Source organism: Streptomyces boninensis, from assembly GCF_048572725.1.
Taxonomy (GTDB): domain Bacteria; phylum Actinomycetota; class Actinomycetes; order Streptomycetales; family Streptomycetaceae; genus Streptomyces; species Streptomyces boninensis.
The window spans coordinates 9184365-9208322 of record NZ_CP183837.1 but is presented as its reverse complement, the minus strand read 5'-3'; the positions used below and the strand labels follow the sequence as shown (position 1 = coordinate 9208322).

Sequence of the window (23958 nt, the reverse complement as noted above, 5' to 3'; positions counted from 1 at the left end):
TGGATTGGAGAAATGTTCCTGTCGGTGGTCGGCCGTACGATGGCGGCATGGCAACCGCCGTGGGTTCGCAGGACGAGGCCGATGCGGGAGGGCAGGTCGACACCGCCGTGTGGGACTTGGCCCGCCCGGCCGGACCCAGCCGCGTGCCCGGCGTCGTGATCTCCGGCTTCCGCGACCGCGGCCCGGCGCCCGTGGACCACCGGCTGGACCCGCACCCGGTCCTGACCCTCGCCCTCGCCTGCGGCGACAGCGCGCCCGTCATCTACGACCACACGGGCATGCAGCAGTCAGGCAGCCTGGTCACGGGCCTGGGCTTCGGCTCCGGAGGCGCGGCGCGCATCAGAGCCACCCAGGTCGAATGGCTGCAACTCCGCCTCTCCCCCGCGATCGCCCGCACGGTCCTGGGCGTGGGCCCGGCGGACCTGGAGGGCTCTGTGGTGTCGCTCGACGACCTGTGGGGCGCCGGCCGGGCAGCCCGACTCCAGCAACAACTGGGCGAAACCCCTTCCTGGGAGCGCCGCTTCGCCCTGGTCGAAGAAGTCCTGGCGAGCAGATTCGCGAACACCCACACCATCGCCCCGGAACTGTCCTGGGCCTGGGACCAGATCATCGCGACTCAGGGCCGCATCCGCATCGACAACCTCGCCACCGAACTGGGCTGGACCCGCAAACGCCTCTGGTCCCGCTTCCACACCCACCTGGGCCTCCCACCCAAACGCGCCGCAACCCTCGTCCGCTTCGACCACGCCGCAACCCGCCTGGCGGTCGGCGAGGAAACGGCCCGCGTGGCAGCGGAATGCGGCTACACCGACCAATCCCACTTGCACCGCGACGTGGTGTCCTTCACGGGCGTAACCCCGTCCAGCCTCGCTGGCGAGTCACTGGTCCCCGTCGACGACCTCCCGTGGGCGGACCACGTCCCCCGCCTTACGGGCGCTGACGGCGGCTGACCGGGCCAGTTCGCGGTCCTGGGTCTGTGCCGCCGGGGCTGTCGGTCTTACGGGCCGGGGCAGGATCGCGAGGGCGAGGAGGACCGCGCCCAGCAGCAGGCCCGCGGCCAGGGTCAGGCCCAGGGCGTAGCCGTCGTTGAGGTCGGCGGGGGTCAGCGCATCGCCCGTGCGCTGTTGTGCCGCGGTGCCGAGGGCGGCCAGGCCCAGGGAGGCGCCGATCTGCCGGGAGCTGCCCAGGAGGGCCGAGGCGATGCCTGCTTCATCTGGGGATACGCCGCTTGTGGCCGTGGAGACCACCGGCCCGAGGCACAGGCCGAAGCCGAGGCCGGTGGTGATCGAGGGGCCGAGGACGTCCACCGCGAAGGTGCCGTCGGTGCTCATCAGGCCGAACCAGCCCAAGCCTGCCGCCGTCAGCAGGCCGCCGGTCACCAGCAGGGTGCGCGGGGCGTAGCGCAGGCCGAGCTTTACGGCCAGGAAGGAGCCGGCGACCACGGCGAGGGCCAGGGGGAGGAACATCAGGCCGGTCAGCGCCGGGCCGTTGCCCAGGACGCGTTGCACGTAGAGCGAGATGAAGTAGAAGGACGCGGCCATCGCGGCGCCGACCAGGAGGTTGAAGGCGTTCGCGCCGGTGACCGAGCGGTTCGTGAACAGGCCCAGGCGCAGCAGCGGTTCGCGGGTCGTCGTCCGCTCGACCTGGATGAAGGCGGCCAGCAGTGCCGCTGCCGCGGCCAGGGTCGTCAGCGTCGTCGGCGAGGTCCATGCGTGCTCGTCCGTGCGTACGACGCCGAAGACCAGCAGCGTCATGCCCGCGGTGACCAGGACCGCGCCCAGGACGTCCGGGCGGCCTGCCGTACGGGCGGTGTCGCGCGCGTCAGCCGCGATCCCGCGCCAGGCCACCGCCAGCGCGGCGGCCGCCATCGGCACGTTCACGAACATCACCCACCGCCACCCGGCGTACTCCGTCAGCAGCCCCCCGATCAGCACCCCAAGCGCACCCCCGGCCGCATTGGTCGCGCTCCACACCCCGAAGGCCTTCACCCGCTCCTTTCCGCCGGGGAAGGTCTGCGCCAGCAGCGCCAGCGCCGCCGGGGTCAGCGCCGCGGCGCCGATGCCCTGTGCCGCCCGGGCCGCGACCAATTGCCACGGGGCCTGCGCGAAGCCGCCGAGCAGCGACGCGACGCCGAAGAGGCCGAGGCCGAGCAGCAGCACCCGCTTGCGGCCGTACACGTCGGCGGCCTTCCCGCCGAGCAGCAGCAGGCCGCCGAAGGTGAGGGCGTACGCGTGGATGACCCACGTCAGGCCCACCGCGCCGAAGCCGAGGCCGCCCGCGATCTCGGGCAGGCCGACATTCACCACCGACAGGTCGAGCGACACCATGAACTGCACGACGGCGACCACGGCAAGTGTCAGACCTGGTCGCACACTTGCGCCTCCTCCGCTACGTCCTCTGCTGCTTCCTCTGCCTCCACGCATCACGAGCTCCCCACTCTCCGTGCTACTTTAGGAACGCGTTCCGAAAGTAGCACCAGCAAGCCCGGAAGGGAAACCCGGCATGATGGGCCCATGCCCCGACGTCCCGCTTCACCAGGCCGTACCGGCCGCCCGCCCGTCACCTCGCGCGCGGAAATCCTCACCGCCGCCCGCCGCCTCATCGACCGCGACGGCTGGGAAAAACTCACCATCCGCAGGCTGGCCGCCGAACTCGGCATCGGCGCGACGACCCTGTACCACCACATCCGGGACAAAGAGGATCTGCTGATCCAATTGCTCAACCACTACCTGACCGAACTGGAACGCCCCGAGCTCCGCGGCACCCCGAGCGACCGCATCGTCATCGCGGCCTCCGCCGCCCACGACGCGCTCAAGGCCTGGCCGTGGGCGGCGGAGGTCATCACGGCGGACGGATTCCTCGGCCTGCTCGACGAGTCGGCCCTGTGGCTGGTCGACGAGATCCTGGCGGCCGCCGCCGACCACGGCTGCACGCCGGAGCAGTCCGTGGACGTCTTCCGCAGCATCTGGTACTACACCGTGGGCGAGGTCATCGTCCGCTCCCGGTCCCCGTACCGCCTGCCGGACGGCGGCCTCCCCACGTACCGGACCGCCTTCGACCCGGCCAGGGTCCCGCATCTGGCCGCCATCGGCGTCCAGCGCTGGGGGGCGCAGTCCGCGCAGGACGTCTACCCGCGGGCGCTGCGGGTGTTCGTGGACGGGCTGCTCGCGCAGGCCAAGAGCTGATTTTCGCGCCCGACGTTTCTGTTACGCCCCCGCCCCCGACCGCCCCTCCCCTCGTATGAGCCACTCCTCCCCCACCGGCCCCGACGTCGTACGGGCCGCCCAGGCCGGCGACGAGCGGGCGCTCGACGCGCTCGTATCCGCACATCTGCCGCTCGTCTACAACATCGTGGGCCGCGCGCTCAACGCCCCGTCCGACACCGACGACGTCGTCCAGGACGTCATGCTGCAGATGGTCCGCGACGTGGCGCAGCTGCGCGATCCGGAGGCGTTCCGGTCGTGGCTGGTGGCCATCGCGATGCGGCAGGTGCGGCGTTACTGGCGGGAGCGGCGGGCCGTGCCGCCCGGCGCGGAGCTTGCGGAGCCGGAGTGGCTCGCGGACCCCGGGGCGGACTTCGCGGACCTCACCGTCACCGTGCTGCACCTGTCCGACCAGCGGCGCGAAGCGGCGGAGGCAGCGCGCTGGCTGGACGCGGAGGACCGCGAACTGCTCGCCGTGTGGTGGATGGAGGTCGCCGGTCAGCTGAGCCGGGCCGAGCTGTCGGCCGCGATGGAGATACCGGCCGCGCACGCCGGGGTGCGGGTGCAGCGGCTGAAGGCGCGGCTGGAGGTGGCGCGGGCGGTGGTCCGCGCGCTGCGGGCGGAGCCGCGGTGTGCGGGGCTTGCCCAGGTGCTGCAGGGGTGGGACGGGCGGCCGGCCGGGCTGTGGCGTAAGCGCATTGCCCGGCATATACGGGAGTGCCGCGGCTGTGCGCGGGCGTTCGCGGATGCGGTGCCGGCGGAGCGGCTGCTGGCGGACCTGGCGCTGCTGCCGCTCCCGCCGGCGCTGGCCGCGCTGACGGCGGCGGTGCTACGGGCCGTGGGCGGGGGCGGCGCGGGTGCGGGCAGTGCGGGCGCGGGCGCCGCTCAGGCCGCGCACGTGTCGCAAGCCGCGCACGCCACTAACGCGGCGCACGCCGCGAACGCCTCCCACATAGCCGCCCAAGGCGCCTCCCTCGGCAAGATCGCCGCAATCGCGTCCGGCGTCACCGCCGCCGTCGCCGCCACCACCATCGCCATAGTCGGCTTCGTAGTCTCCGACGACCCTCCCAAGCCCAAGCCCGCGGCCGCACCGGCGCCCTCCAACACCCCACCCCCGCCGCCGACCTCCCCAAAGCCCAGCCCCACAAAGAAGAAGCAGCCCAAGCCCACCCCCCGCCCCACCCCCGACACAGAACTCCCGCTCCGCGCCGCCTTCTACTACCCCTGGTACGACAAGAACCCCCACACCGACGGCGGCAGCAAATACACCGCCTCCGCCCCCGACTACGACCAGGACGACCCGGCCACCGTCAACCGCCAGATCAAGGACATGCAGTACGGCGGCCTCCAGGCGGGCATCGCCTCCTGGTGGGGCGCGGGCAAACGGGAGGACCGGCGGATGCCGCTGTTGCTGTCCGAGGCCGCGAAGCTCGGCTTCAAGTGGAGCGCGTACTACGAGAACGAGGCGTACGGAAACCCGTCGGCCGACCGGATTCGCAAGGACCTGGTCTACCTTCGCAAGTACGCGAAGCAGCGCACCTGGCTGCACATCGACGGCAAGCCGGTCATCTTCGTCTACGCGGACGGCAACGACGCCTGCGCCATGGTCAACCGCTGGACCGAGGCGAATCGCACCACGGGCTACTACCTCGTCCTGAAGGTCTTCGGCGGCTACCAGGACTGCGGCGACCAGCCCCAAGGCTGGCATCAGTACGCAGCCGGCCTGGACATCCAGAAGGGCCACTCGGCGGTCTTCTCCCCCGGCTTCTACAAATACGATGCCACCAAGCCCCGAGTGCCCCGCGATCTGTCCCGCTTCCGCCGGGAAGCCACCGAGGTGGCCACCTCCGGCGAACCGTTCCAGCTCCTCGTCACGTACAACGAATGGGGCGAGGGCACGGCGGCCGAGTCGGGCACCGCCTGGGACAGCGGGAGCGGCCACGGCGCGTATATGGACGTACTCCACGACGTCTTCGCGAAGCATCCGCGCTGAGCGCGGCTACCGGCGGCGGCGCAGCTGAGCGCGCAGGTAGGACGTCAGCGGCCGTTCTACGAAGCGGTGGATGAGCCACGCCGTGCCGAGCATTACCGCCACCGCCGTCGGCAGCGTCCATGCCGCCGGGAGGCCCAGGTGCTGGCGTAGCAGCAGGATTGCCGACCAGCCCACGTGCTCGTGAATCAAGTAGAAGGGGTACGTCAGGGCTCCCGCGACGGTCAGCCAGCGCCACCTGGCGAAGGCCAGGCGGCCCGTCGCGATCAGCGCCATCGCGCCGATCCCGCACGTCAGCACCGCCAGGATGATCAGCGGCTCGCGGGCCGACGTGCTCGGGGCGGGTACGTTCTGCATCGCGAAGCCGCTGCCCAGGGCCCAGTTGACCGCGACCACGCCCCAGAGCGCCGGGTCGTTGCCGAAGCGGTGGATCAGGTACAGGGCGAGGCCGATCACGAAGTACGGGGCGCCTTCGGGGACGACCAGGGTGTTGAGGATGTCGTTCTGCGCGCCCTGCGCGATCACCGCCGCGACCGTCCAGCCGCCGCAGAAGAGCGTCACCCGCCGCTTCGTCGCGCCCTTCCACAGCACAAAGGCCGCGAAGAGGAGGTAGAAGCGCAGCTCCGCCCACAGCGTCCAGCAGACGCCGAGCACTCGCGGCGTGCCCGTGGGCATCTGCAGCATCGTCAGGTTGATCAGGAAGTCGCCGTAGCGCGGCACACTGTCCAGCCCCACCAGCACCGCCGCGCCCGCGGTCAGGAACAGCGCCGCCCAGTACGCCGGATACAGCCGCACCACCCGCGAGCGGAAGAGGTCGCCGACGCCGCGGCCCCAGCTGCTCATGCAGATCACGAAGCCGCTGATGACGAAGAAGATCTGCACGCCGAGGCTGCCGTACTGACCGATCTGCGTCAGATGCGGGAAGACGTCGCGCGGCGAGCCGCCCCAGGCGTCGGCGACCGGGCCGTCGCGGCCTGTGTAGTGGTACAGGCAGACCATCAGCGCGGCGAGCAGCCGCAGTCCGTCGAGTTCGCGCAGGCGGGGGCCGGTGGTACGGGTGGAGAGGCCGGGTCTGGAGGTCGTCAGCGGGGGCCGGTCCTGCGTCGGCATCATGCGTTTGCTGAGCAGTTCGGTGGGGGTCACGCAGGGGCCTCCGGGGCGCGGTGGAACGGTGCCCTCCAGGTCCAGATCCAAGGGCACGGCGAAACGGTTTGCCGGGCAGACGCTAGATCCCGTTGCCAGGTGCACGCCCGGCCGGACGGCGTAGTCCACGGCGAATTCACTAAGTGATCACCGGCGGGGACTGCAGTGTTCCGCTTCTTTTCCGCGCACCGGGAATAGCGGGCATGTACATGCCCCCAGGGGGTTGACCCGGCCGGTCGGTGATCGCAGACTCGTCCAGGCTCCTTGTCCCCGTTGCACGTGCGCGACCCGCAAGAAGCATCACCACCGGCAACGGATCAGGAGGCTCACATGGCCAGATCGCGGCTGCACACCACCGTCGTCGCCCTCGCCGTCACCCTCGCCGCCAGCGCCTTGGCCGCTCCCTCGCCGCCCGGCTCGACGGCCGCACCCGGCGCTCCCGACTCCGCGACGACCACCCACGGCCGCTGGTCCACGGCCTGGGCCGGCAGCCCCGTATCCGGCGAGACCTCCACCGGCGCCTGCCCCAGCGCCGAAGGCCTGCGCGACCAGACGGTCCGTAACGTCGTCACCACCGGCGCGGCCGGCGACCGCATACGCGTCCGCCTCAGCAACTCCTTCGGCAAGGAAGACCTGCACGTCGGCCACGCCACCGTCGCCCGCCAGGCCGGCGGCACCGGCGCCGCGCTCGAGCCCGGCTCGCTCCGCGAACTCACCTTCCGCGGAAAGAAGTCCGTCGACGTCCCGGCCGGCGAGGAGCTCTTCAGCGACCCGGTGAATCTGGACGTAAAGGACCTCGCACGCCTGTCGATCAGCGTGTACGTACCGGAGGCCACCGGCCCGGTCACCAACCACGCCCTCGGCATGCAGCACAGCTACATATCCGGCGCCGGAGACCACGCCGCCAGCGCCGACGCCGCCCCGTACGACACCCCCATCACCTGCATGATGCTCGTCGACGGCGTCGACGTGGACCGCGGCCGCGACGCCGACGGCACCATCGTCACCCTCGGCGACTCAATCACCGACGGCCACTCCTCCACCCTCAACGCCGACCGCCGCTGGCCGAACAACCTCGTCCGCCGCCTCAACGAACGCCCCGGCCCCGACCCGGCGGTGGCCTCCGCCGCCATCAGCGGCAACGAGGTCCTCGTCGACCGCGTCCCGGTCTACTTCGGCATCAGCGCCCTGAACCGCCTGGACCGCGACGTCCTCGCGCAGAGCGGCGCCAAGACAGTGATCATGCTGGAGGGCATCAACGACATAGGCGCGGCAAGCGCGGACGCCAAGTCCCTCATCCGCGGCTACCAGCAGATCATAGACCGCGTCCACGCCCGCGGCATGAAGATCTACGGCGGCACGCTCGTGCCATTCATGGGCTCCAACGACCAGTACGGCGACGACTACGGCAGCGCGTACGGCGAGCGGCAGCGCCAGGCGGTCAACAAGTGGATGCGTACGAGCGGCGCCTTTGACGGGGTCATCGACTTCGACAAGACCGTCCGCGATCCGGCCAAGCCGGCGTACATGCTCCCGGCGTACGACTCCGGCGATCACCTGCACCCCGGGGACAAGGGTTACAAGGCGATGGCCGACTCAATCGACCTGGACATGATCCTCGGCAAGCGCTAAGACACGCGCTTAGCCCCGCCGGGGCTATTTGCCTCTCTGCAGCGCCTTCCAGGTGTTGGCGCCGACGATGCCATCGGCGGTGAGGCCGCGTGCCGACTGGTACTGCTTCACCGCCGATGCCGTGTTCGTCCCGAAGGAGCCATCGACCGCCACGGTCTTGCCGAGGGCGGCGGTCAGCGCGCGCTGCAGCCGCTTGACGGCGGTGCCGGTCGACCCGCCCTGCAGGGTCGGCGTCGTCCCGTACGAAAGCAGCGCCGTCCAGGTGTGGGCGTCGACCTCGCCGGACGCCGACAGCCCGACCTTCCCCTGGAAGCCCTTCACGGCGGCCGCGGTGTCGGCGTCGAACTCGCCCTTGTACGACTTGGGATCAAAGCCGACCGTCTTCAGCAGACACTGCGCCGCCTTGACGAGACTGCCGGTGGAGCCGGACTTGAGGGCGGAGTAGGAGGTCGCGTCGAGGGACACGTCGTCGCAGGTCGTGTCCGCATTCACGAAGGAGTTGGCGGCGGCCTCGCCGAGCTGCACCGCCTGCGCGTGATCCTCATTCTTCGACACCTTCGTGCCGGGGAAGGTCACGTACCCGACGACCTTGCCGCTGACGCCGCCGCTGGACGGGCTGGGGTTCATTCCGAGGTATTTCGCGGTCGCGTACGAGGCTTCGCCGATGATGCCCGCCGGGCCGCGGTCGCCAATGATTCCGTAAACGACCTTGTCCTTGTAGACCACGGCCCCGACCGTGCCGCAGCCCAGACCGGAAGCCGCCGGATCCCAGGTGCTGCTCTTCAGCGGGATGACAATGTGCGGCAGCGCAGCCGAATTCAGCGGCTGCCCATCCGACTCCACACAGGCAGTCTCATTCTGAAACCAAGGATCGGTGTCCTCATTGCACTCCGCCGTCCGCTTCCCATCACAGTCGACATCGAGATCGGCCGTCCAGAAAACCGCACCGCCCTTGCCACACACCGGAATATCCCGCGTACCGCCGGAATCCTGCGCATACTTCCCACTGGATACCTGCGAGCCACACGCGGCAATCTTCGCGCGCAACTGATCGGCACTCGGCCCGGCGAGGGTCGCGGCGGGCGCTTTGGACGCTTCGGGCGCGGCTTCCGCCGTAGTACTCAGAGAGACGGCAAGAAGCAGCGCCGCGATCGCGGCTATGAGCGAGAACGGCTTGATGCGCGGCATCGGTCCTCCGCTGGCGTCGTGGGGGGGGTACGGCGCCGCCAGAGATATCCCAGGGCGGTTGCGCCCCAGTTGCGCAGGGATACCCTGGACTCGACTGGGGCGTATGACACGGGGGAATTGCTGTGAGGCGACGGCGGCTCGGGCAGTTGGCGGCAGTGATCGCGGTGCTGCTGGCGGCCACCGGCGGTGCAATTTGGTACAAGGAGCACACACCGGCGGATCAGTTGGCCGAATTCTGCGACGGCGCCTTGCCCGTCGATGAGATGCTCGAACTGACGGACCCGGACAAGGAATACGCCGACGGTCCAAAGTTCGAACTGGACAGCTGGCATCCCGACCGTGACTCTTCGATCGGCGAGTCGGAAGGGCTGCCGCTCTCCTGCAGGACCACCCCGTCCGGCGTGTCGGTCGTGGTCGAGGCGGCCGACAACCCGTTCAACGTCTATGCGTCCCACACCTTCGTGGGACGTGACGACACCCTGCCGCTGCCCCTGGGACACGGGTGGACCGGGCTGCTGGCGGACAATGATCCGGATGAGGATCCGGGAGAACCCACGGTCTCCGTGCTGCTGAACTGCCCGGACTGGAAGCGCAGCCAAGGCAGCGGAATTCTGGTGACCGTGAGTGCCGAGGGCTCGCGCAGCACGGTGGCCCGGGTCGCCACCGTCGCAGCCGAGCGGACCGCGCGCCGGACCGGCTGCGGCGGCGAACCGGGCGGAAAGATCGACCGGGTCGCCGGGCCCGCCGCAGGTGAGAAGGTTGCCGCCGGCGAGGCGAAGGGCACCTGCGCCGGGCTGCGCTCGCGGTCCCGGATGCGGGAGACGGCGGCGGGCCAGGCGCCGGTCGAGTCGTGTGTGCTTGGCGAGGACCTGGTGCTGAGGGCCTACTACGAACCCTTCATCCTCGGCACTTCCGAGAATTCGGAGTACCGCAGGCCCTACGGCGAGTTCAAAAAGCCCGCGGGTGAGAACGGCTTCGGGATGTGGGGATCCGCCCGCTGCTCAGGGGTGTCCAAGACCGCCGTGTACGACATCTCGGACACCGAGAACAGCCAACGCAACTTCGTCAAGCGCCCGGTCACGGCAGCAGAACACGACGACCTCCGCCGCTTCGCCATCCGCGCCGCCGAACGGCACGGCTGCGAAACCCCGGTGCTGCCGAAATCACCGCGCGGCAACCGCGACCGATAGCTCAGAGCCACGTGGTGCCCAGCCAGACCGCGACCGCGGCGACGGCGATCAGGGTGACATTGAGCCCGGTCTCCTTGCGCTCCCCACGCGACAGGTGCAGGGCCATCGCCCCGATCTGCAGCACGACGAGCCCGACCGCCGCCGCGACCGCGAGCGGGCTCGCGACGCCCGTCATCGGCGGCAGCAGGAGCCCCAGCGCGCCCAGGAGCTCCACCACCCCGATGCCCCGGACCAGCGGCATCGGCAGCTGATCGACCCAGGCCATCATCGGGCGCAGCTGGTCCTGGCTCTGCAGGACCTTCTTGCCGCCGGCGTACGCGTAGAACAGGGCCAGCAGTGCGGCGACGATCCAGTACGCGATCTGCATGACGGGCTCCCGACCTCGAAGGTTACGAATCGTAAGGAGCCCCATCATGAGTCAGTATGGGAAGCCGTACAAAAGGCACACGGATGTGCGCTGCGCACAAGGAGCTGTCATGGAGCAGTACGAGCACACCTGCATGATCCGCGGGGACGGCGGCCAGGCGATCCGGGCCGTGCTGGACCGGATCTGCGACAAGTGGACGATGCTGATCGTGGCCACGCTCGACGAGGGGAGCATGCGCTTTACCGAGCTGCAGAGGCACATTCCGGGCATCTCGCAGCGCATGCTCACCCTGACCCTGCGCAATCTGGAGCGCGACGGGCTGGTCTCGCGTACGGCCTATGCCGAGGTCCCGCCGCGCGTCGAGTACGCGCTCACCGCCACAGGCCGCAGCCTGATCCCGCCCGCCCTCACGCTCGCCCGCTGGGCGATGGATCACCTGCCGGCGATCCTGGCCAGCAGGGACGCGTACGGCGAACGCGCCAAGTGAGGCGAACGCGCCGAGCGATCAGCCCGCCGCCAGCAGCTCCAGCGTGTCGACCACGCGGTGCGAGAAGCCCCACTCGTTGTCGTACCAGGCGACCACCTTCACGTGCCGGCCGTCGACCCGGGTGAGCGCCGAGTCGAAGATCGAGGAGGCCGGGTTTCCGGTGATGTCCGAGGAGACCAGGGGGTCTTCGGAGTATTCGAGGACGCCGGCGAGCTTGCCCGCGGCCGCTTCCCGGTACGCCGTCAGCACGTCATCGCGCGACACGTCACGCGCAACCACCGTATTGAGCTCGACGATCGAGCCGACCGGGACGGGCACGCGGATCGAGTCGCCGGACAGCTTGCCGTCCAGGTTCGGCAGCACCAGGCCGATCGCCTTCGCCGCGCCCGTCGTGGTCGGGACGATGTTCACGCCGGCTGCGCGCGCTCGACGCGCGTCGCGGTGCGGGCCGTCCTGGAGGTTCTGCTCCTGGGTGTAGGCGTGCACCGTGGTCATGAAGCCGTGTTCGATGCCCGCGAGTTCGTCGAGGACGGCGGCCAGCGGGGCGAGGGCGTTGGTGGTGCAGGAGGCGTTGGAGACGATCGTGTGGGCTGCCGGGTCGTACGCCTCGGTGTTGACGCCGGGCGCGAGGGTGACGTCGGCGCCCGCGGACGGGGCGCTGACCAGCACCTTGCGCGCGCCCGCGGCGAGGTGCCCGCGGGCCGCCTCCGCGGAGGTGAAGCGGCCGGTCGCCTCCAGCGCGAGATCGACGCCGAGGTCCTTCCACGGCAGCTGCGCCGGCTCGCGCTCGGCGAGCACGGCGATCCGCTGCCCGTCGACGATGAGCGCGTCCCCGTCGACCTCCACCGGCCGCCCCAGCCGCCCCGCGGTGGTGTCGAAGCGCAGCAGCCGCGCGAGGGTCGCGGGATCGGTGAGGTCGTTGACGGCGACGACCTCGAGGTCGGAGTCGCGCTCCAGCAGGGCGCGGAGCACATTGCGGCCGATCCGGCCGAATCCATTGATGGCGATGCGGGTCATGGTGGCGTCCCTTCCAGTCAGGTGGACCACTTCCAGCCTCGCCCGCGCCCCCGGCCCGTACCAGCACGAACGTCGCCACGATCCGCAAGGATCGCGACACCCGCGCGGGAGGGGGCGCGAGCGACGGGGCTCAGGCGGTCTTGATCGCTCCGCCGTCGATGATGTGGTCGGCTCCTGTGGTCGCGGCGGCGAGCGGCGAGGCGAGGTAGGCGACGAGGGTCGCGACCTCGTCCGGTTCCACCAGCCGGTCGATGAGCATGCCCATCGCCGCCGGCAGGCCGGCCAGCAGGTCGGCGTGCGGCACGCCCATGGACGCCGCCAGCTCCGCGCCGTACCCGGTCGGGCTCTCCCACATGTCGGTGCGGACCGGGCCGGGCGAGACGGTGTTGACCCGCACCCCCTGCGGGCCGAACTCGTGGACGAGGGCCTTGCCGAAGGCGGTGAGCGCGGCCTTGGCCGTCGTATACGCGATGGGGCCGCCGTCGGGGACGCGGGCGCCCAGGGAAGACACGTTGACGATCGCGCCGCGGGCCGTCAGCAGGGCGGGCAGCGCGGCGCGGGTCACGCGGACCGTGGCGAGGAAGTTCAGGTCGACCACCTGCGCCCACTGCGTGTCCGTCAGGTCGAGGAAGCCGCCGCTCAGGCCGCCGTCACCACCGCCGACGTTGTTCACCAGGACGTCGATGCCGCCCAGCTCGGCCACGGCCTCGGCCACCAGGCGCTCGGCTCCGGCCGGGTCCGACAGGTCCACTGCGATCGGCGTCGCACCGGCCGCCGTCAGCTCCGGGCCGGGCTTGCGGGCCGCGGCGACGACTCGGACGCCCTCGGCGGTCAGCGCCCGGACGACGGCCAGGCCGATACCGCGGCTCGCGCCCGTGACCAAGGCGGTCTTGCCGTTCAGCTGCAGATCCATGATGTTCCCCTCCACCAGCAAAAGCATCTTCTGTGTTGCACTGAACGTAGAACATGCAACATGCATGACGCAAGTTGCGATGGAGTCGGCACACCGGCGTACCATCACCACATGACGCCGCCCGCCTCCGCGCAGTCCAAGCCGCTCCGCGCCGACGCCGAGCGCACCGTCCGCGCGATCCTCGAGGCCGCCGAGCGGGTGCTGTCCGCGAATCCGGCGGCGCCGATGGAGCAGATCGCCGAGGCCGCCGGGGTCGCCCGGACCACCGTGCACCGCCGGTTCGCCTCACGGGAGGCGCTGATCACGGCGCTGGCCGCGTGGGCGACACAGCGGTTCCACGACGCGGTCGAGGCCGCCCGGCCGGAGACCTCACCGCCCGCCGTCGCGCTCTACCAGGTGACCGCGAACGTGCTGCGCGTAAAGATCGGCTGGGGCTTCGCCATGGGCGCCCTCCCCGCCGACGCACCCGAGGTCGGACGCGTGCACGCCGAGGTGCTCGCCCGCTGCGAGGGGCTCTTCACCCGGCTCCGGGACGCCGGACTGCTGCGGCCCGGCACCGACTTGGACTGGGCGCGGCGGGTGTATTACGCGCTCATCCACGAGGCGGCGGCCGAGCCGGCGGAGACGGACGCCGCCGTGGACGCCCTCGCGAGCCGGGTGGTCGACACCCTCATGCAGGGGATCGGCACCGGCAAGGGCTAGCTCATACGGTTGCCGGCCGGCGTCCACACGCCGCTGTCCGGGCGGCCGGGATACCCGGCGGTGAGCCGGCGACGCAGTGTGGCCAGCCCTGGATGCGGGTTGTCGGTGCGCCAGATCAGCGAGTGCGGGTAGACCGGGGTCGGGTCGCTGATCGGAATGCGGCGCAGGTCGAAGCCGGCGGGCCAGACCAGCGGGGTCTGCTCGCTGAGGAAGGTCGCCAGCGCGGATGAGCCGCCGATCGTGTCGAGCAGCGCCTCGACGCCGAAGTTGGGCCCGGTCGCCTCGACGGTGAAGCCGTACGCGGCCGCCAGCTCGTCGTAGTACGCCGCCCACTCCGTGCCGGGGTCGTTGCCCGGCATCCAGATCCGGCAGCCCGCGAGCTGCGTGGGCGTGATCGACTGCTCGCCGGCGAGAGGGTGTGCCGGGCCGGTGACCAGTTGGAGCGGCTCGTCCAGGACCGGCGCGGCCTCGAGGCCGGCGGGGAGGCCCCGTCCGGTCATGTGCAGGGCGCGGAACGTCGCGTCGACCGTGCCCGCCTCGACGGCCTCAATGGCCCGGTCCGCGCCGTAGAGAGTCACCACGTCCAGCTCGATGTCCGGGTGCGTCCGGTGGAAGTCGCGCATCAGGCCGCCGGTGGCGACGCGGCGGCCGACGACGTCGACGCGCAGGACGCGGCTGCCCGGCCGCACCGAGGCCGCGGCCCGCTCCTCGGCGAGCAGCAAGGCACGCGCGTGGGGAAGGAATGCCTGCCCGTCGATGGTGAGCTCGGCGCCGCGCGCGGTCCGGGCGAAAAGGCGCACGCCGAGGTCCGCTTCGAGCGCCGCGAGGCGCTTGGAGACGGCCTGCTGGGTGAGCGACAGATCGATCGCGGCCTTCTGGAACTGCCCCGCGTCCGCGGCGGCGACGAAGGTGCGTACGGCATTGAGGTCCACGGTCAGCCACCTTATCCGCACAACAACTGGTTGTGGCACGACGGCTCTGCGGTTGTTTGATCTGCGGTGACGCAGCTCGCTTTCATGGTGCCGGTCAACCTGAGGTTGAGCGCGGAGGTCACTCGCCCATGCCGGATTCCTTTGTCCATCTGCACAACCACACCGAGTATTCGATGCTGGACGGCGCGCAGAAGCTGCAGCCGATGTTCCGGGAAGTTGCCCGGCAGCAGATGCCTGCCATCGCGATGAGCGATCACGGCAACATGTTCGGCGCCTATGAATTCGCTCAGGTCGCGAAGGGCTTCGAAGACGTCAAGCCGATCATCGGCATCGAGGCATACGTGGCGCCCTCCTCCCGGTTCGTGCGCAAGCAGGAGTACTGGGGCCCGGGGAAGGAGCTCTCCGGCGGCGGCCGCTACACCCACATGACCATGTGGGCGCGGGATGCGCAGGGGCTGCGGAATCTGTTCTGGCTCAGCACCCAGGCCAGCTATGAAGGCCAGTTTCCCGCCGGAAAGCCGCGCATGGACCGCGAGCTGATCGCGCAGCGCCCCGAAGGCATCATCGCCACCACCGGCTGCCCCTCCGGCGAGGTCCAGACCCGGCTCCGGCTGCAGCAGTACGAGGAGGCGCGGGCGGCCGCCGCCGCGTATCAGGAGATCTTCGGCCACGAGAACTACTTCCTGGAACTCATGGACCACGGCCTCGCCATCGAGCGGGACGTCCGCGACGGGCTGCTGCGGCTGGCGAGAGAGCTGCGGATCCCCCTCCTCGCCACCAATGACGCGCACTACGTCACCGAGGACCAGGCCGACGCGCACGACAGCCTCCTCTGCATCGGCGTCGGCAAGAACAAGGACGACCCGGCCCGCTTCCGCTTCAACGGCTCCGGCTACTACCTCAAGAGCGCGGAAGAGATGCGCGCCCTCTTCGCGGAGCTGCCGGAGGCCTGCGACAACACCCTCCTGATCGCCGAGCGCATCGAGTCGTACGACGCGGTCTTCGACTACGTCGATGAGATGCCTCAGTTCCCTGACGTGCCGGAAGGCGAATCCCAGGAGTCGTGGCTGCGGAAGGAGGTGCTCAAGGGCCTGGCGATGCGTTACGGCGATCCGGTCCCGCCGCACATCATCGACCGCTTCGAGACCGAGATGTCCGTCATCGGCCCCATGGGCTTCAGCTCCTACTTCCTCGTCGTGGCCGACATCTGCCGCCACGCCCGCGACAACCGGATCCCACTCGGCCCGGGCCGCGGCTCCTGCACCGGGTCCATCGTCGCGTACGCCATCCGCATCACCGAGCTCTGCCCCATCGAGCACGGCCTGCTCTTCGAGCGCTTCCTGAACCCCGAGCGGATCAACCCGCCCGACGTGGACCTGGACTTCGACGACCGGCAGCGGGACCGGATGGTCCGATACGTGACGGAGAAATACGGGGACGAGTTCACCGCGATGGTGAATACGTTCGGCCGGATCAAGGCCAAGAACGCGATCAAGGACTCCGCGCGCATCCTCGGCTATCCGTACGCCCACGGCGAGCGCATCACCAAGGCGCTCCCGCCCGACCAGAACGGCAAGCCGGCCCCGCTCGCCGCCCTCTTCGACCCCGGCCACGAGCGGTATGGCGAGGCGGGCGAGATCCGGCAGCTGTACGGCGCCGAGCCCGACGTGCAGCGCGTCATCGACACCGCCCGGGGCGTCGAGGGCCTGACCCGCGGCACCGGAGTGCACGCCGCCGCGGTGATCCTCTCCAAGACGCGGCTCACCGACCGCATTCCGCTGCACATGCGGCCCGCGGACGGCGTGAAGATCACCGGCTTCGACTATCCGTCCTGCGAGGCCATGGGCCTGATCAAGATGGATTTCCTGGGGCTGCGCAACCTCGGCGTCATCGACCAAGCGATCGAGAACATCCGGGAGAACCGGGGCATCAGCCTGGCCACCGTAGATCCCCTCGACCATGACCACGATGCCGTCGTGATCCCGCTGGACGACGCCAGGACGTACGAGCTGCTCGCCGAAGGCAACACCTTCGGCGTCTTCCAGCTCGACGGCGGCGGCATGCGCGTACTGCTGCGGCAGATGGAACCCACCCGCTTCGAAGACATCGCCGCCGTCAACGCCCTCTACCGGCCGGGCCCCATGGCCGCCAACGCCCACACCAACTACGCCCACCGCAAGACCGGCCGCCAGGACATCACCCCGATCCACCCCGAGCTGCGCGACGCCCTGGAGCCGATCCTCGGCACCACCTTCCATCTGCTCGTCTACCAGGAGCAGATCATGGCCATCGCCCGGGAGCTGGCCGGGTACACGCTCGGCGGCGCCGACCTGCTGCGGCGGGCGATGGGGAAGAAGAAGCCGGAGGTGCTGGCGGCTGAGTGGGACAAGTTCCATGCGGGGATGCGCGGCAATGGCTTCAGCGATGAGGCCATCAAGGCGCTGTGGGATGTGATGCTCCCCTTCTCCGGTTACGCGTTCAACAAGTCCCATACCGCCGGATACGGGCTCGTCTCGTACTGGACCGCCTACCTGAAGGCGAACTACCCGGCCGAGTACATGGCCGCCCTGCTCACCTCGGTCGGCGACGACAAGGACAAGGCGGCGGTCTATCTGGCCGACGCCCGCAAGAACGGCGTCCGGGTGCTGCAGCCCGATGTGAACGAGTCCGTGGCCGAGTTCACGGCCGTCGGCGACGATGTGCGGTTCGGGCTGCGGTCCGTACGGAACGTCGGCGACCACGTCATCGAGGCGATCGCCGACGCGCGGCGCCGGAAGGGGAAGTTCACTTCTTTCGCCGACTTCCTGGACAAGGCCGATCTGCCCGCGCTCAACAAGCGCGCCGTGGAATCCCTGGTCAAGGCCGGGTCCTTCGACTCCCTCGGGCACAGCCGCAAGGGGCTCGCCGCGGTCTGCGAGGGCGCCATCGATGCGGTCATCCCCGTGAAGAAGGCCGCGAGTTACGGGCAGGACGACCTGTTCGCCGGGGCGGGCGGCGCGAGCGAGGACGGCTCGGCACCGGCCTTCGGCCTGGACCTCACCGTCGACGACGCCGAGTGGCCGCGCAAGCAACTCCTCGCCGCCGAGCGCGAGATGCTCGGCCTGTACGTCTCCGCCCACCCGCTCGACGGCGCCGAGCACATCCTCGCCCGGGCCCGCGACTGCGCCATCGCCGAGCTGCTCGCGTCGGGGCGCGCCACCGGGGACGTACGGCTCTCCGGGCTGATCACCGGCGTCCAGCACAAGATGACCAAGCAGGGCAGCGCCTGGGCCATCGTGAACCTCGCCGACCGCGACGCCTCGATCGAGGTGCTGTTCTTCCCCGCCGCCTACCAGCTGGTGCGGCACGCGCTGGCCGAGGACAACGTCATCGCCGTCAAGGGCAAGATCGAGGACCGGGACGGCACGCTGAACCTCTTCGGCCGCGAACTGTCGGTCCTCGACATCTCGGCGGCGGAGCTGGGCGGCAGGCCCCCCGTGCGGCTCGCGCTGCCCGCCCACCGCATCAGCGAGCGGTCCGTCGGGGAGCTCAAGCGGATCCTCGCCGCCCACCCGGGCGACAGCCCCGTACACCTCAGCGTCCGCGGCCCGCACAGGACGACCGTCTACGCGCTGGCGGCCACGGTCGACCCTGCAACCCTCGCCTCCGACGTGAAAGGCGCCTTCGGGGCCGACGCCTGGCAGGGCACGGGGGCGCCGGTCAGCGAGCCGTACGGTTGAACGTCACGTGCGTGACGCCGCTGGGCGAGGAGACGGACTCGACGTCGTAGTCCCGCTCCAGGTGCTCGAGGCCGTCCCAGAGGCGTACGCCGCGGCCGAGGAGGATCGGGACGACCACGACGTGCATGTGATCGACGAGCCCGGCGGCGAGGAAGTCGCGGATCATGCTGGGGCCGCCGCCGAGGCGTACGTCCTTGCCGTCCGCCGCGTCGCGGGCGGTGGCCAGCGCCTTCTCGGGTGCGGCGTCGAGGAAGTGGAAGGTGGTGCCGCCCTCCATCTCGATCGGCGCGTGCGCGTGATGGGTGAGGACGAACGTCGGGGTGTGGAACGGCGGGTTGGGGCCCCACCACCCCTTCCAGTCGGGGTCCTCGTGCCATCCGGGCAGGCCGTACTTCCCGGCGCCCATGATCTCCGCCCCGATCCCGGGCTCGTGCTGCCGCGCATAGGCGTCGTCGAGCCCGGCGCTGCCGCCTTCTCTGCCGGTCATCTCGTACCAGAAGCGGGTCTTGAACATCCACTGGTGCAGATCCTCACCGGCGTGACCGAACGGCGCCTCGGCGGTCAGGCCCTCCCCGGTGCCGAAGCCGTCGAGCGAGATCGAGAAGTTGTGGACGCGGACGAGTGACATGACTGCCCTTCCTTTTCGCCTTCGGCGGTCGTGGCACCGATGCTGGCCGCCTCAATGTCATGACGTCCAATGCCAATTGGCCCGAGTTCCCATAGATAAAATCGATCCATGCTGAACCTGACCCACCTCAGGGTGCTGGAGGCGGTCGCGCGCCACGGGTCGGTGACCGAGGCGGCGAAGGAGCTGCACTACTCGCAGCCGTCGGTCAGCCACCACCTGGGGCGGCTGGAGGCCTCGACCGGCGCGAAGCTCATCCAGCGGGTGGGCCGCGGCATCCGGCTCACGCCCGAGGGTGAGCTGCTGGCGCAGCGGGCCACGGAGATCCTGGGGCGGGTGGATGCCGCGTCGGTGGAGCTGGCGGCGCATGTGGGGCTGCGGGCGGGGCGGGTGCGGCTCGCGGGATTCCAGACCGTGTTGAGCACGCTGGTGCCGCGGGCGGCCGTCGAGCTGTCGCGGTCGTACCCGGGAATCGAGCTCAACCTCGTCGACGCCCACCCGTCCGACGGCCTGGAGATGCTGCGGTCCGGCCACGTGGACATCGCCCTGATCTTCCGGCACACCGAGACGCCGCTGGAGGAGGAGGGATTCCGGCTTACGCACCTGATGGACGACTCCCTCCACCTCGTCAGCGACCAGCCCCGCCAGCGCCTGGAGCAGCATCGCGACTCGGCCTGGGTCGGCGGCTGCGAGCGCTGCCGGGCGGCCACCATCACGGCCTGCGAGCGGGCTGGCTTCGCCCCGCGCTTCGCGTACTCCTGCGATGACACGGTCGTCGCGCAGGCGCTGGTGGCGGCCGGGATGGGCGTCGCGATTCTCAACGGGCTGGCGCTGGCGGCCCACCGGTCGCCGGGCATCCACACGACGCCGCTCCCCGGCAACGCCCGCCGCATCTACGCCGCGACTTACGGCGACCCGCCGGATCCGCCCGCCACGACGGCGCTGATCGAGATCCTGGAGGCGCAGTCGCGGTCTTCTTGAAGCTCAGTGCCCGCGGGCGCTTGAAGCTCAGTCCCCGCGGGCGAAGGTGCGCCGGTACTCGCTGGGCGTGGTCCCGAGGATGCGCTGGAAGTGCAGCCGCAGGTTGGCCCCGGTGCCGAGCCCGACGTCGGCGGCGATCTGCTCGATGCTCCGCTCCGACCGCTCCAGCAGCTCCCGTGCCACATCGATACGGGCCCGCATCACCCACAGCATCGGCGTATACCCGGTCTCGGCGACGAACCGCCGCGAGAACGTCCGCGGCGACACCCCCGCATGCTGCGCCAGCACCTCCAGCGTCAGCGGCTCGCCGAGCTTGCGCAGTGCCCAGTCGCGGGTCGCGGTGAAGCGCTCCCCGGTCGGCTCCGGCACACTGCGCGGCACGTACTGCGCCTGGCCGCCGCTGCGGTACGGGGCCGCGACGAGGCACCGGGCGGCGGTGTTCGACGTGGCCACGCCGCCGTCGGCGCGCAGGATGTGCAGGCACAGGTCGATGCCGGCGCCCGCGCCCGCGGAGGTGAGCACGCTGCCCTCGTCGACGAAGAGCACGTTCTTGTCGACCCGGATCTCGGGGTACTGCTCCGCCAGCGCGTCGGTATAGCGCCAGTGCGTGGTCGCCCGGCGGCCATCGAGCAGCCCCGCCGCCGCGAGCGTGAACGCCCCCGTGGAAATCGCGGCGACCCGCGCACCCCGCTCGTGCGCGGCGAGCAGCGCCTCGACCACCTTGGGCGGCGTGGCCTCGCGGTCCGGCTGCCGGTAGCCGGGCACGAAGACGATGTCGGCCCAGTCGAGCGCCTCCAGCCCGTGCTCCACCACGTACGAGAGGCCATTCCCGCTGGCCACCGGGCCGGGGGTGGTGCCGCACATGCGCACCTCGTACGGCATGTCCGCCCGGGTCGCGAAGACCTGCGCGGGGATCCCGAGGTCGAGCGGCAGCGCTCGGTCGAGGACCAGGACGGCTACGCGGTGGAGGCGGGTTTCGGGCACGGTGCCAAGGTTAGCCGGGGAGCCGGGGGTGGGCGCGTATGCCTCAGGCAGTCCGATAGCGGCTCGCCAGCTGCGGGCTCTGGCCGGCGAAGGCGGCCAGGTCGGCCTCGAAGACGCGGTCGAGGAGGCCTGCGTCCTCGACGCCGGGGGCGCAGACGACCTCGCCGAGGTCGAGGCCGCGGAGGCCCGCGGTGACGACCTCCTCGGCGCTCATCCGCGGGATGACGCTCATGTCCAGGCCCTGGCGGCTGTGGAACTCCGTCGCCACCACCCCGGGGCACAGCACCTCGACCCGTACGCCCGTCTCCGCCAGCTCGGCGCTGAGGGTCTGGGACATGGCGACGAGGTGCGCCAGGGTGCCCGCGTACACGGCGCGACGCGGCATGACCGACGGGTCCGCCGGGCCGCTGAAGGCGATCATCCCGGCGACATTGATGATGGCTCCGGTCCCGCGGGCCTGCATCCCGCCGACCGCGGCGCGGGTGATCAGGGTGGGGGCGAGCACCTTGACGTTGACCAGCTCGCGGGCCTTGGCGGCGGGGAGGTCGGCCAGGGGCATGTAGTGGGAGACGCCCGCGTTGTTGACCAGGAGGTCGAGCGGCTGTTCCGCGGCCAGTGCCGCGACGGCGTCGATGCCGGCGTTGGTGGACAGGTCGGCCGTCACGCCCTGCACCTTCGTGCCGGGGTGCGCCGCCGCGAAGGCGTCCAGGCGTTCCTGGCGGCGGCCGACCAGGATCAGGTCGTGGCCGTCGGCCGCCAGCCGGTCGGCGAAGGCGGCGCCGATGCCGGAGGTGGCGCCGGTGACGAGGGCGAGCTTGCTCATGCGGGGTGGTCCTTTCGTACGGTGACTGCCTCCAGCGTGCGGACAAAACGGGTGGTCAGCCAGCAGTCCCCGCTTCCTAGGACTCTCAGTACCAGCCACCCATAACGGCCCAGCCGCCATACTGATCGTCATGACCTCCACCGACCTCGGCGACGCGCTCAAGACCTGGCGGGCCGCCGTCGCCCCGCAGGACGCGGGCCTGCAGTCCGGCGGCCGGCGCCGCACACCCGGGCTGCGCCGCGAGGAGCTCTCCCAGCTCGCCGGAATCTCCGCCGACTACCTGACCCGCCTCGAACAGGGCCGCGCCAGCAACCCCTCCCCGCAGGTGATCGAGGCGCTGGCCCGCGCCCTGCGCCTGAACCAGGACGAGCGCCTGCACCTCTTCCACCTCGCCGGCCTCGCCCCGCCGGGCCCGGACCGCATCTCCTCGTACATCACCCCGGGCGTGCAGCGCATGCTGGAGCGTCTGCAGCACACCCCGGTCGCGGTCTACGACGCGATGTGGACGCTGCTGCACGCCAATCCGCTCTACGTCGCGCTGATGGGCGAGTGGCACGGCAACGACCGCAACGGCGTCTGGCGCAACTTCCTCGGCACCGGCACCCGCGTACGCCAGTCCCCCGACTCCCTCCGCGCCCTGCGGGCCGCCACGGCCGCCGACCTGCGCAGAACGGCCGCCCGCTACCCCAACGACCCGCGCCTGCGCGCCCTCATCCGCCAACTCCGCGCCGACAGCCCGCTCTTCAACGAGCTGTGGGAGTCCGGCGCCGTCGCCGAACACCACAGCGCCCGCAAAACCATCGACCACCCGCAGCTCGGCGCGCTCACCCTGGACTGCGATGTGCTGCATGTCGCGGGCGACGACCTGCGCCTCATGGTCTATACGGCCGAGCCCGGCAGCCAGGATGCCGAGCGGCTGTCACTGCTGGCCGTCATAGGGACGCAGTTCGCGAGCGGGTGTTGATGTTCGCCTCCCGCATGCGTCCGTCCGGAGCGAACCGGCCGAAGAAGTAGACCTCGATGACCAGGTTCTTCCCGCGCTGTGTCACATGCATCGTGTAGCGGGCAGCGAGCCGGTCGCCGTCGGTTATGGCCTCGTGCACCTCGATCGTGCCTATCGGGCGGTTCTTGCGGACCGGGCGGGTGTGTGCGATGAGCTTGTCGCGGTCGAGCCGGTTCCCGTCGGCGAACTCGATGACGTCGGGGGTGTGATAGCGGTCGACGATCGCTGCCGCGTCCTCGTCCGTCTGCAGCAGGTCATCGGTGAACGTCGTGAAGAAGTCCGCGATGAACTGCTTGGGGTCGCTGTCGGCCAGTGGGCGCATGTCACTCCAGCGGTACGTGGATCACGGGCGTAACTTTTACACTTCGTCAAAGATATCCTCAGCGATAAATTTGGCAAGATGTAAGAGATGAGCCCCGCCCGCAACCTCCGCGCCGACGCCCGCCGAAGCCGGGCCGCGATCCTGGACGCCGCGACCCGGATCCTCAACTCCGAGCCCGACGCGGGCCTGGAGGCGATCGCCACCGCCGCGGGCGTCACCCGCCCGACCGTCTACGCCCACTTCCCCTCACGGGAGCAGCTGCTGCTGGCGGTCACCGAGCGGATTACGGAGGAGTCGGCCGCCGTCATGGACGCGGCCGCCGCATCAGGCGGATCCGCCGCCGATTCCCTGCTGCGCCTCCTCGACGCCGCCGCGCAGGTGGCAGGGCGCTATCCCGTGCTCATGCAGCTGATCAGCGCGCACCCCGTCGCCCCGGCCGCCGACCACGACCGGCACTCCCCGATCGCCGACCGCTTCCGGCGTGTCATCGAACAAGGCCGGGAGACCGGCGAGTTCGACGCCCGCTTCCCCGTCGACTGGCTGGTCGCGGCCACCATCGGCCTCGCCCACACCGCGGCCGGGGAGCAGGACGGCGGGCGGCTGTCCGCCGCCGCGGCTCGCGACGCCCTGCACGGCAGCCTGCTCCGCCTGCTCGGCGCCGCCGCGGATTAGGCAGGCGTCGAGACCCGCCATACAACTGCCGTTCCCCTGCGCCACATGCGCGGTCCATTGCCTCG

The 23958-nt window shown here is 70.7% G+C and carries 22 protein-coding genes; 11 read left to right on the top strand and 11 right to left on the bottom strand.

Annotated elements, in window-relative coordinates; genetic code table 11:
- Positions 1–47 precede the first annotated feature (47 nt).
- The gene (locus ACNNMR_RS41455) at positions 48–950 is read left to right on the top strand and encodes a helix-turn-helix domain-containing protein (protein ID WP_419999912.1); all 903 of its coding nucleotides are present in this window, start codon (positions 48–50) and stop codon (positions 948–950) included.
- Here ACNNMR_RS41455 and ACNNMR_RS41450 read toward each other — a convergent pair.
- On the bottom strand, positions 879–2423 hold the full coding sequence (locus ACNNMR_RS41450) for an MFS transporter (RefSeq protein WP_419999911.1): 1545 nt from the start codon (positions 2421–2423) through the stop codon (positions 879–881). The two genes, ACNNMR_RS41455 and ACNNMR_RS41450, sit on opposite strands and share 72 nt — an antisense overlap.
- A gap of 90 nt (positions 2424–2513) precedes the next feature.
- On the opposite strand from ACNNMR_RS41450, the gene ACNNMR_RS41445 reads away from it, so the two are divergent.
- On the top strand, positions 2514–3185 hold the full coding sequence (locus ACNNMR_RS41445; RefSeq protein ID WP_419999910.1) for a TetR/AcrR family transcriptional regulator: 672 nt from the start codon (positions 2514–2516) through the stop codon (positions 3183–3185).
- 55 nt (positions 3186–3240) lie between these two features.
- Positions 3241–5196 (top strand): sigma-70 family RNA polymerase sigma factor, encoded by a 1956-nt coding sequence (locus ACNNMR_RS41440; RefSeq protein WP_419999909.1) that lies wholly within the window; start codon positions 3241–3243, stop codon positions 5194–5196.
- A 6-nt stretch (positions 5197–5202) separates the two neighbouring features.
- Here the strand turns inward: ACNNMR_RS41440 and ACNNMR_RS41435 are convergent, their stop codons facing one another.
- Positions 5203–6336, bottom strand: coding sequence for an acyltransferase family protein (locus ACNNMR_RS41435; protein WP_419999908.1), 1134 nt, complete (start codon positions 6334–6336; stop codon positions 5203–5205).
- 330 nt (positions 6337–6666) lie between these two features.
- Here ACNNMR_RS41435 and ACNNMR_RS41430 point away from each other — a divergent pair, with 330 nt between their 5' ends.
- On the top strand, positions 6667–7968 hold the full coding sequence (locus ACNNMR_RS41430; RefSeq protein ID WP_419999907.1) for an SGNH/GDSL hydrolase family protein: 1302 nt from the start codon (positions 6667–6669) through the stop codon (positions 7966–7968).
- A 24-nt stretch (positions 7969–7992) separates the two neighbouring features.
- Here the strand turns inward: ACNNMR_RS41430 and ACNNMR_RS41425 are convergent, their stop codons facing one another.
- Complete coding sequence (locus ACNNMR_RS41425) at positions 7993–9156, bottom strand: peptidoglycan-binding protein (protein WP_419999906.1); 1164 nt, start codon at positions 9154–9156, stop codon at positions 7993–7995.
- Between the two features lie 155 nt (positions 9157–9311).
- Here ACNNMR_RS41425 and ACNNMR_RS41420 point away from each other — a divergent pair, with 155 nt between their 5' ends.
- Positions 9312–10346, top strand: coding sequence for a hypothetical protein (locus ACNNMR_RS41420; RefSeq protein WP_419999905.1), 1035 nt, complete (start codon positions 9312–9314; stop codon positions 10344–10346).
- Position 10347: 1 nt separating this feature from the next.
- On the opposite strand, the gene ACNNMR_RS41415 is transcribed toward ACNNMR_RS41420, so the two are convergent.
- A complete protein-coding gene (locus ACNNMR_RS41415; protein WP_419999904.1) occupies positions 10348–10713 on the bottom strand; it encodes a DoxX family protein in 366 nt (121 codons plus the stop codon).
- Positions 10714–10822: 109 nt separating this feature from the next.
- On the opposite strand from ACNNMR_RS41415, the gene ACNNMR_RS41410 reads away from it, so the two are divergent.
- A complete protein-coding gene (locus ACNNMR_RS41410) occupies positions 10823–11200 on the top strand; it encodes a winged helix-turn-helix transcriptional regulator (RefSeq protein WP_419999903.1) in 378 nt (125 codons plus the stop codon).
- An 18-nt stretch (positions 11201–11218) separates the two neighbouring features.
- On the opposite strand, the gene gap is transcribed toward ACNNMR_RS41410, so the two are convergent.
- Both gap and ACNNMR_RS41400 read right to left on the bottom strand, forming a co-directional pair.
- On the bottom strand, positions 11219–12217 hold the full coding sequence (gene gap / locus ACNNMR_RS41405) for a type I glyceraldehyde-3-phosphate dehydrogenase (protein WP_419999902.1): 999 nt from the start codon (positions 12215–12217) through the stop codon (positions 11219–11221).
- Positions 12218–12347: 130 nt separating this feature from the next.
- Positions 12348–13130, bottom strand: a complete 783-nt coding sequence (locus ACNNMR_RS41400) for an SDR family NAD(P)-dependent oxidoreductase (protein ID WP_419999901.1) — start codon at positions 13128–13130, stop codon at positions 12348–12350.
- A 111-nt stretch (positions 13131–13241) separates the two neighbouring features.
- Here ACNNMR_RS41400 and ACNNMR_RS41395 point away from each other — a divergent pair, with 111 nt between their 5' ends.
- Positions 13242–13832 (top strand): TetR/AcrR family transcriptional regulator, encoded by a 591-nt coding sequence (locus ACNNMR_RS41395; RefSeq protein WP_419999900.1) that lies wholly within the window; start codon positions 13242–13244, stop codon positions 13830–13832.
- Here the strand turns inward: ACNNMR_RS41395 and ACNNMR_RS41390 are convergent.
- The gene (locus tag ACNNMR_RS41390) at positions 13829–14764 is read right to left on the bottom strand and encodes a LysR family transcriptional regulator (protein WP_419999899.1); all 936 of its coding nucleotides are present in this window, start codon (positions 14762–14764) and stop codon (positions 13829–13831) included. The genes ACNNMR_RS41395 and ACNNMR_RS41390 overlap by 4 nt on opposite strands.
- 128 nt (positions 14765–14892) lie before the next feature.
- Here ACNNMR_RS41390 and dnaE point away from each other — a divergent pair, with 128 nt between their 5' ends.
- A complete protein-coding gene (gene dnaE / locus ACNNMR_RS41385; RefSeq protein ID WP_419999898.1) occupies positions 14893–18483 on the top strand; it encodes a DNA polymerase III subunit alpha in 3591 nt (1196 codons plus the stop codon).
- Here dnaE and ACNNMR_RS41380 read toward each other — a convergent pair.
- Positions 18464–19111 carry a dihydrofolate reductase family protein gene (locus ACNNMR_RS41380; protein WP_419999897.1) on the bottom strand — a complete coding sequence of 216 codons (648 nt, stop codon included), beginning with the start codon at positions 19109–19111 and terminating at the stop codon, positions 18464–18466. The two genes, dnaE and ACNNMR_RS41380, sit on opposite strands and share 20 nt — an antisense overlap.
- Before the next feature lie 108 nt (positions 19112–19219).
- Between ACNNMR_RS41380 and ACNNMR_RS41375 the strand changes: the two genes are divergently transcribed.
- A complete protein-coding gene (locus ACNNMR_RS41375) occupies positions 19220–20089 on the top strand; it encodes a LysR family transcriptional regulator (RefSeq protein ID WP_419999896.1) in 870 nt (289 codons plus the stop codon).
- Between the two features lie 27 nt (positions 20090–20116).
- Here the strand turns inward: ACNNMR_RS41375 and ACNNMR_RS41370 are convergent, their stop codons facing one another.
- Positions 20117–21073: a GlxA family transcriptional regulator gene (locus tag ACNNMR_RS41370; RefSeq protein ID WP_419999895.1), complete on the bottom strand. Its 957-nt coding sequence runs from the start codon at positions 21071–21073 to the stop codon at positions 20117–20119.
- A 43-nt stretch (positions 21074–21116) separates the two neighbouring features.
- Positions 21117–21896: an SDR family NAD(P)-dependent oxidoreductase gene (locus tag ACNNMR_RS41365; RefSeq protein WP_419999894.1), complete on the bottom strand. Its 780-nt coding sequence runs from the start codon at positions 21894–21896 to the stop codon at positions 21117–21119.
- A gap of 130 nt (positions 21897–22026) precedes the next feature.
- Between ACNNMR_RS41365 and ACNNMR_RS41360 the strand changes: the two genes are divergently transcribed.
- Positions 22027–22860 carry a helix-turn-helix transcriptional regulator gene (locus ACNNMR_RS41360; protein ID WP_419999893.1) on the top strand — a complete coding sequence of 278 codons (834 nt, stop codon included), beginning with the start codon at positions 22027–22029 and terminating at the stop codon, positions 22858–22860.
- Here ACNNMR_RS41360 and ACNNMR_RS41355 read toward each other — a convergent pair.
- Complete coding sequence (locus tag ACNNMR_RS41355; RefSeq protein ID WP_419999892.1) at positions 22829–23221, bottom strand: nuclear transport factor 2 family protein; 393 nt, start codon at positions 23219–23221, stop codon at positions 22829–22831. The genes ACNNMR_RS41360 and ACNNMR_RS41355 overlap by 32 nt on opposite strands.
- An 87-nt stretch (positions 23222–23308) precedes the next feature.
- Here ACNNMR_RS41355 and ACNNMR_RS41350 point away from each other — a divergent pair, with 87 nt between their 5' ends.
- Positions 23309–23893, top strand: coding sequence for a TetR/AcrR family transcriptional regulator (locus tag ACNNMR_RS41350; protein ID WP_419999891.1), 585 nt, complete (start codon positions 23309–23311; stop codon positions 23891–23893).
- The last annotated feature ends 65 nt before the right edge of the window (positions 23894–23958 follow it).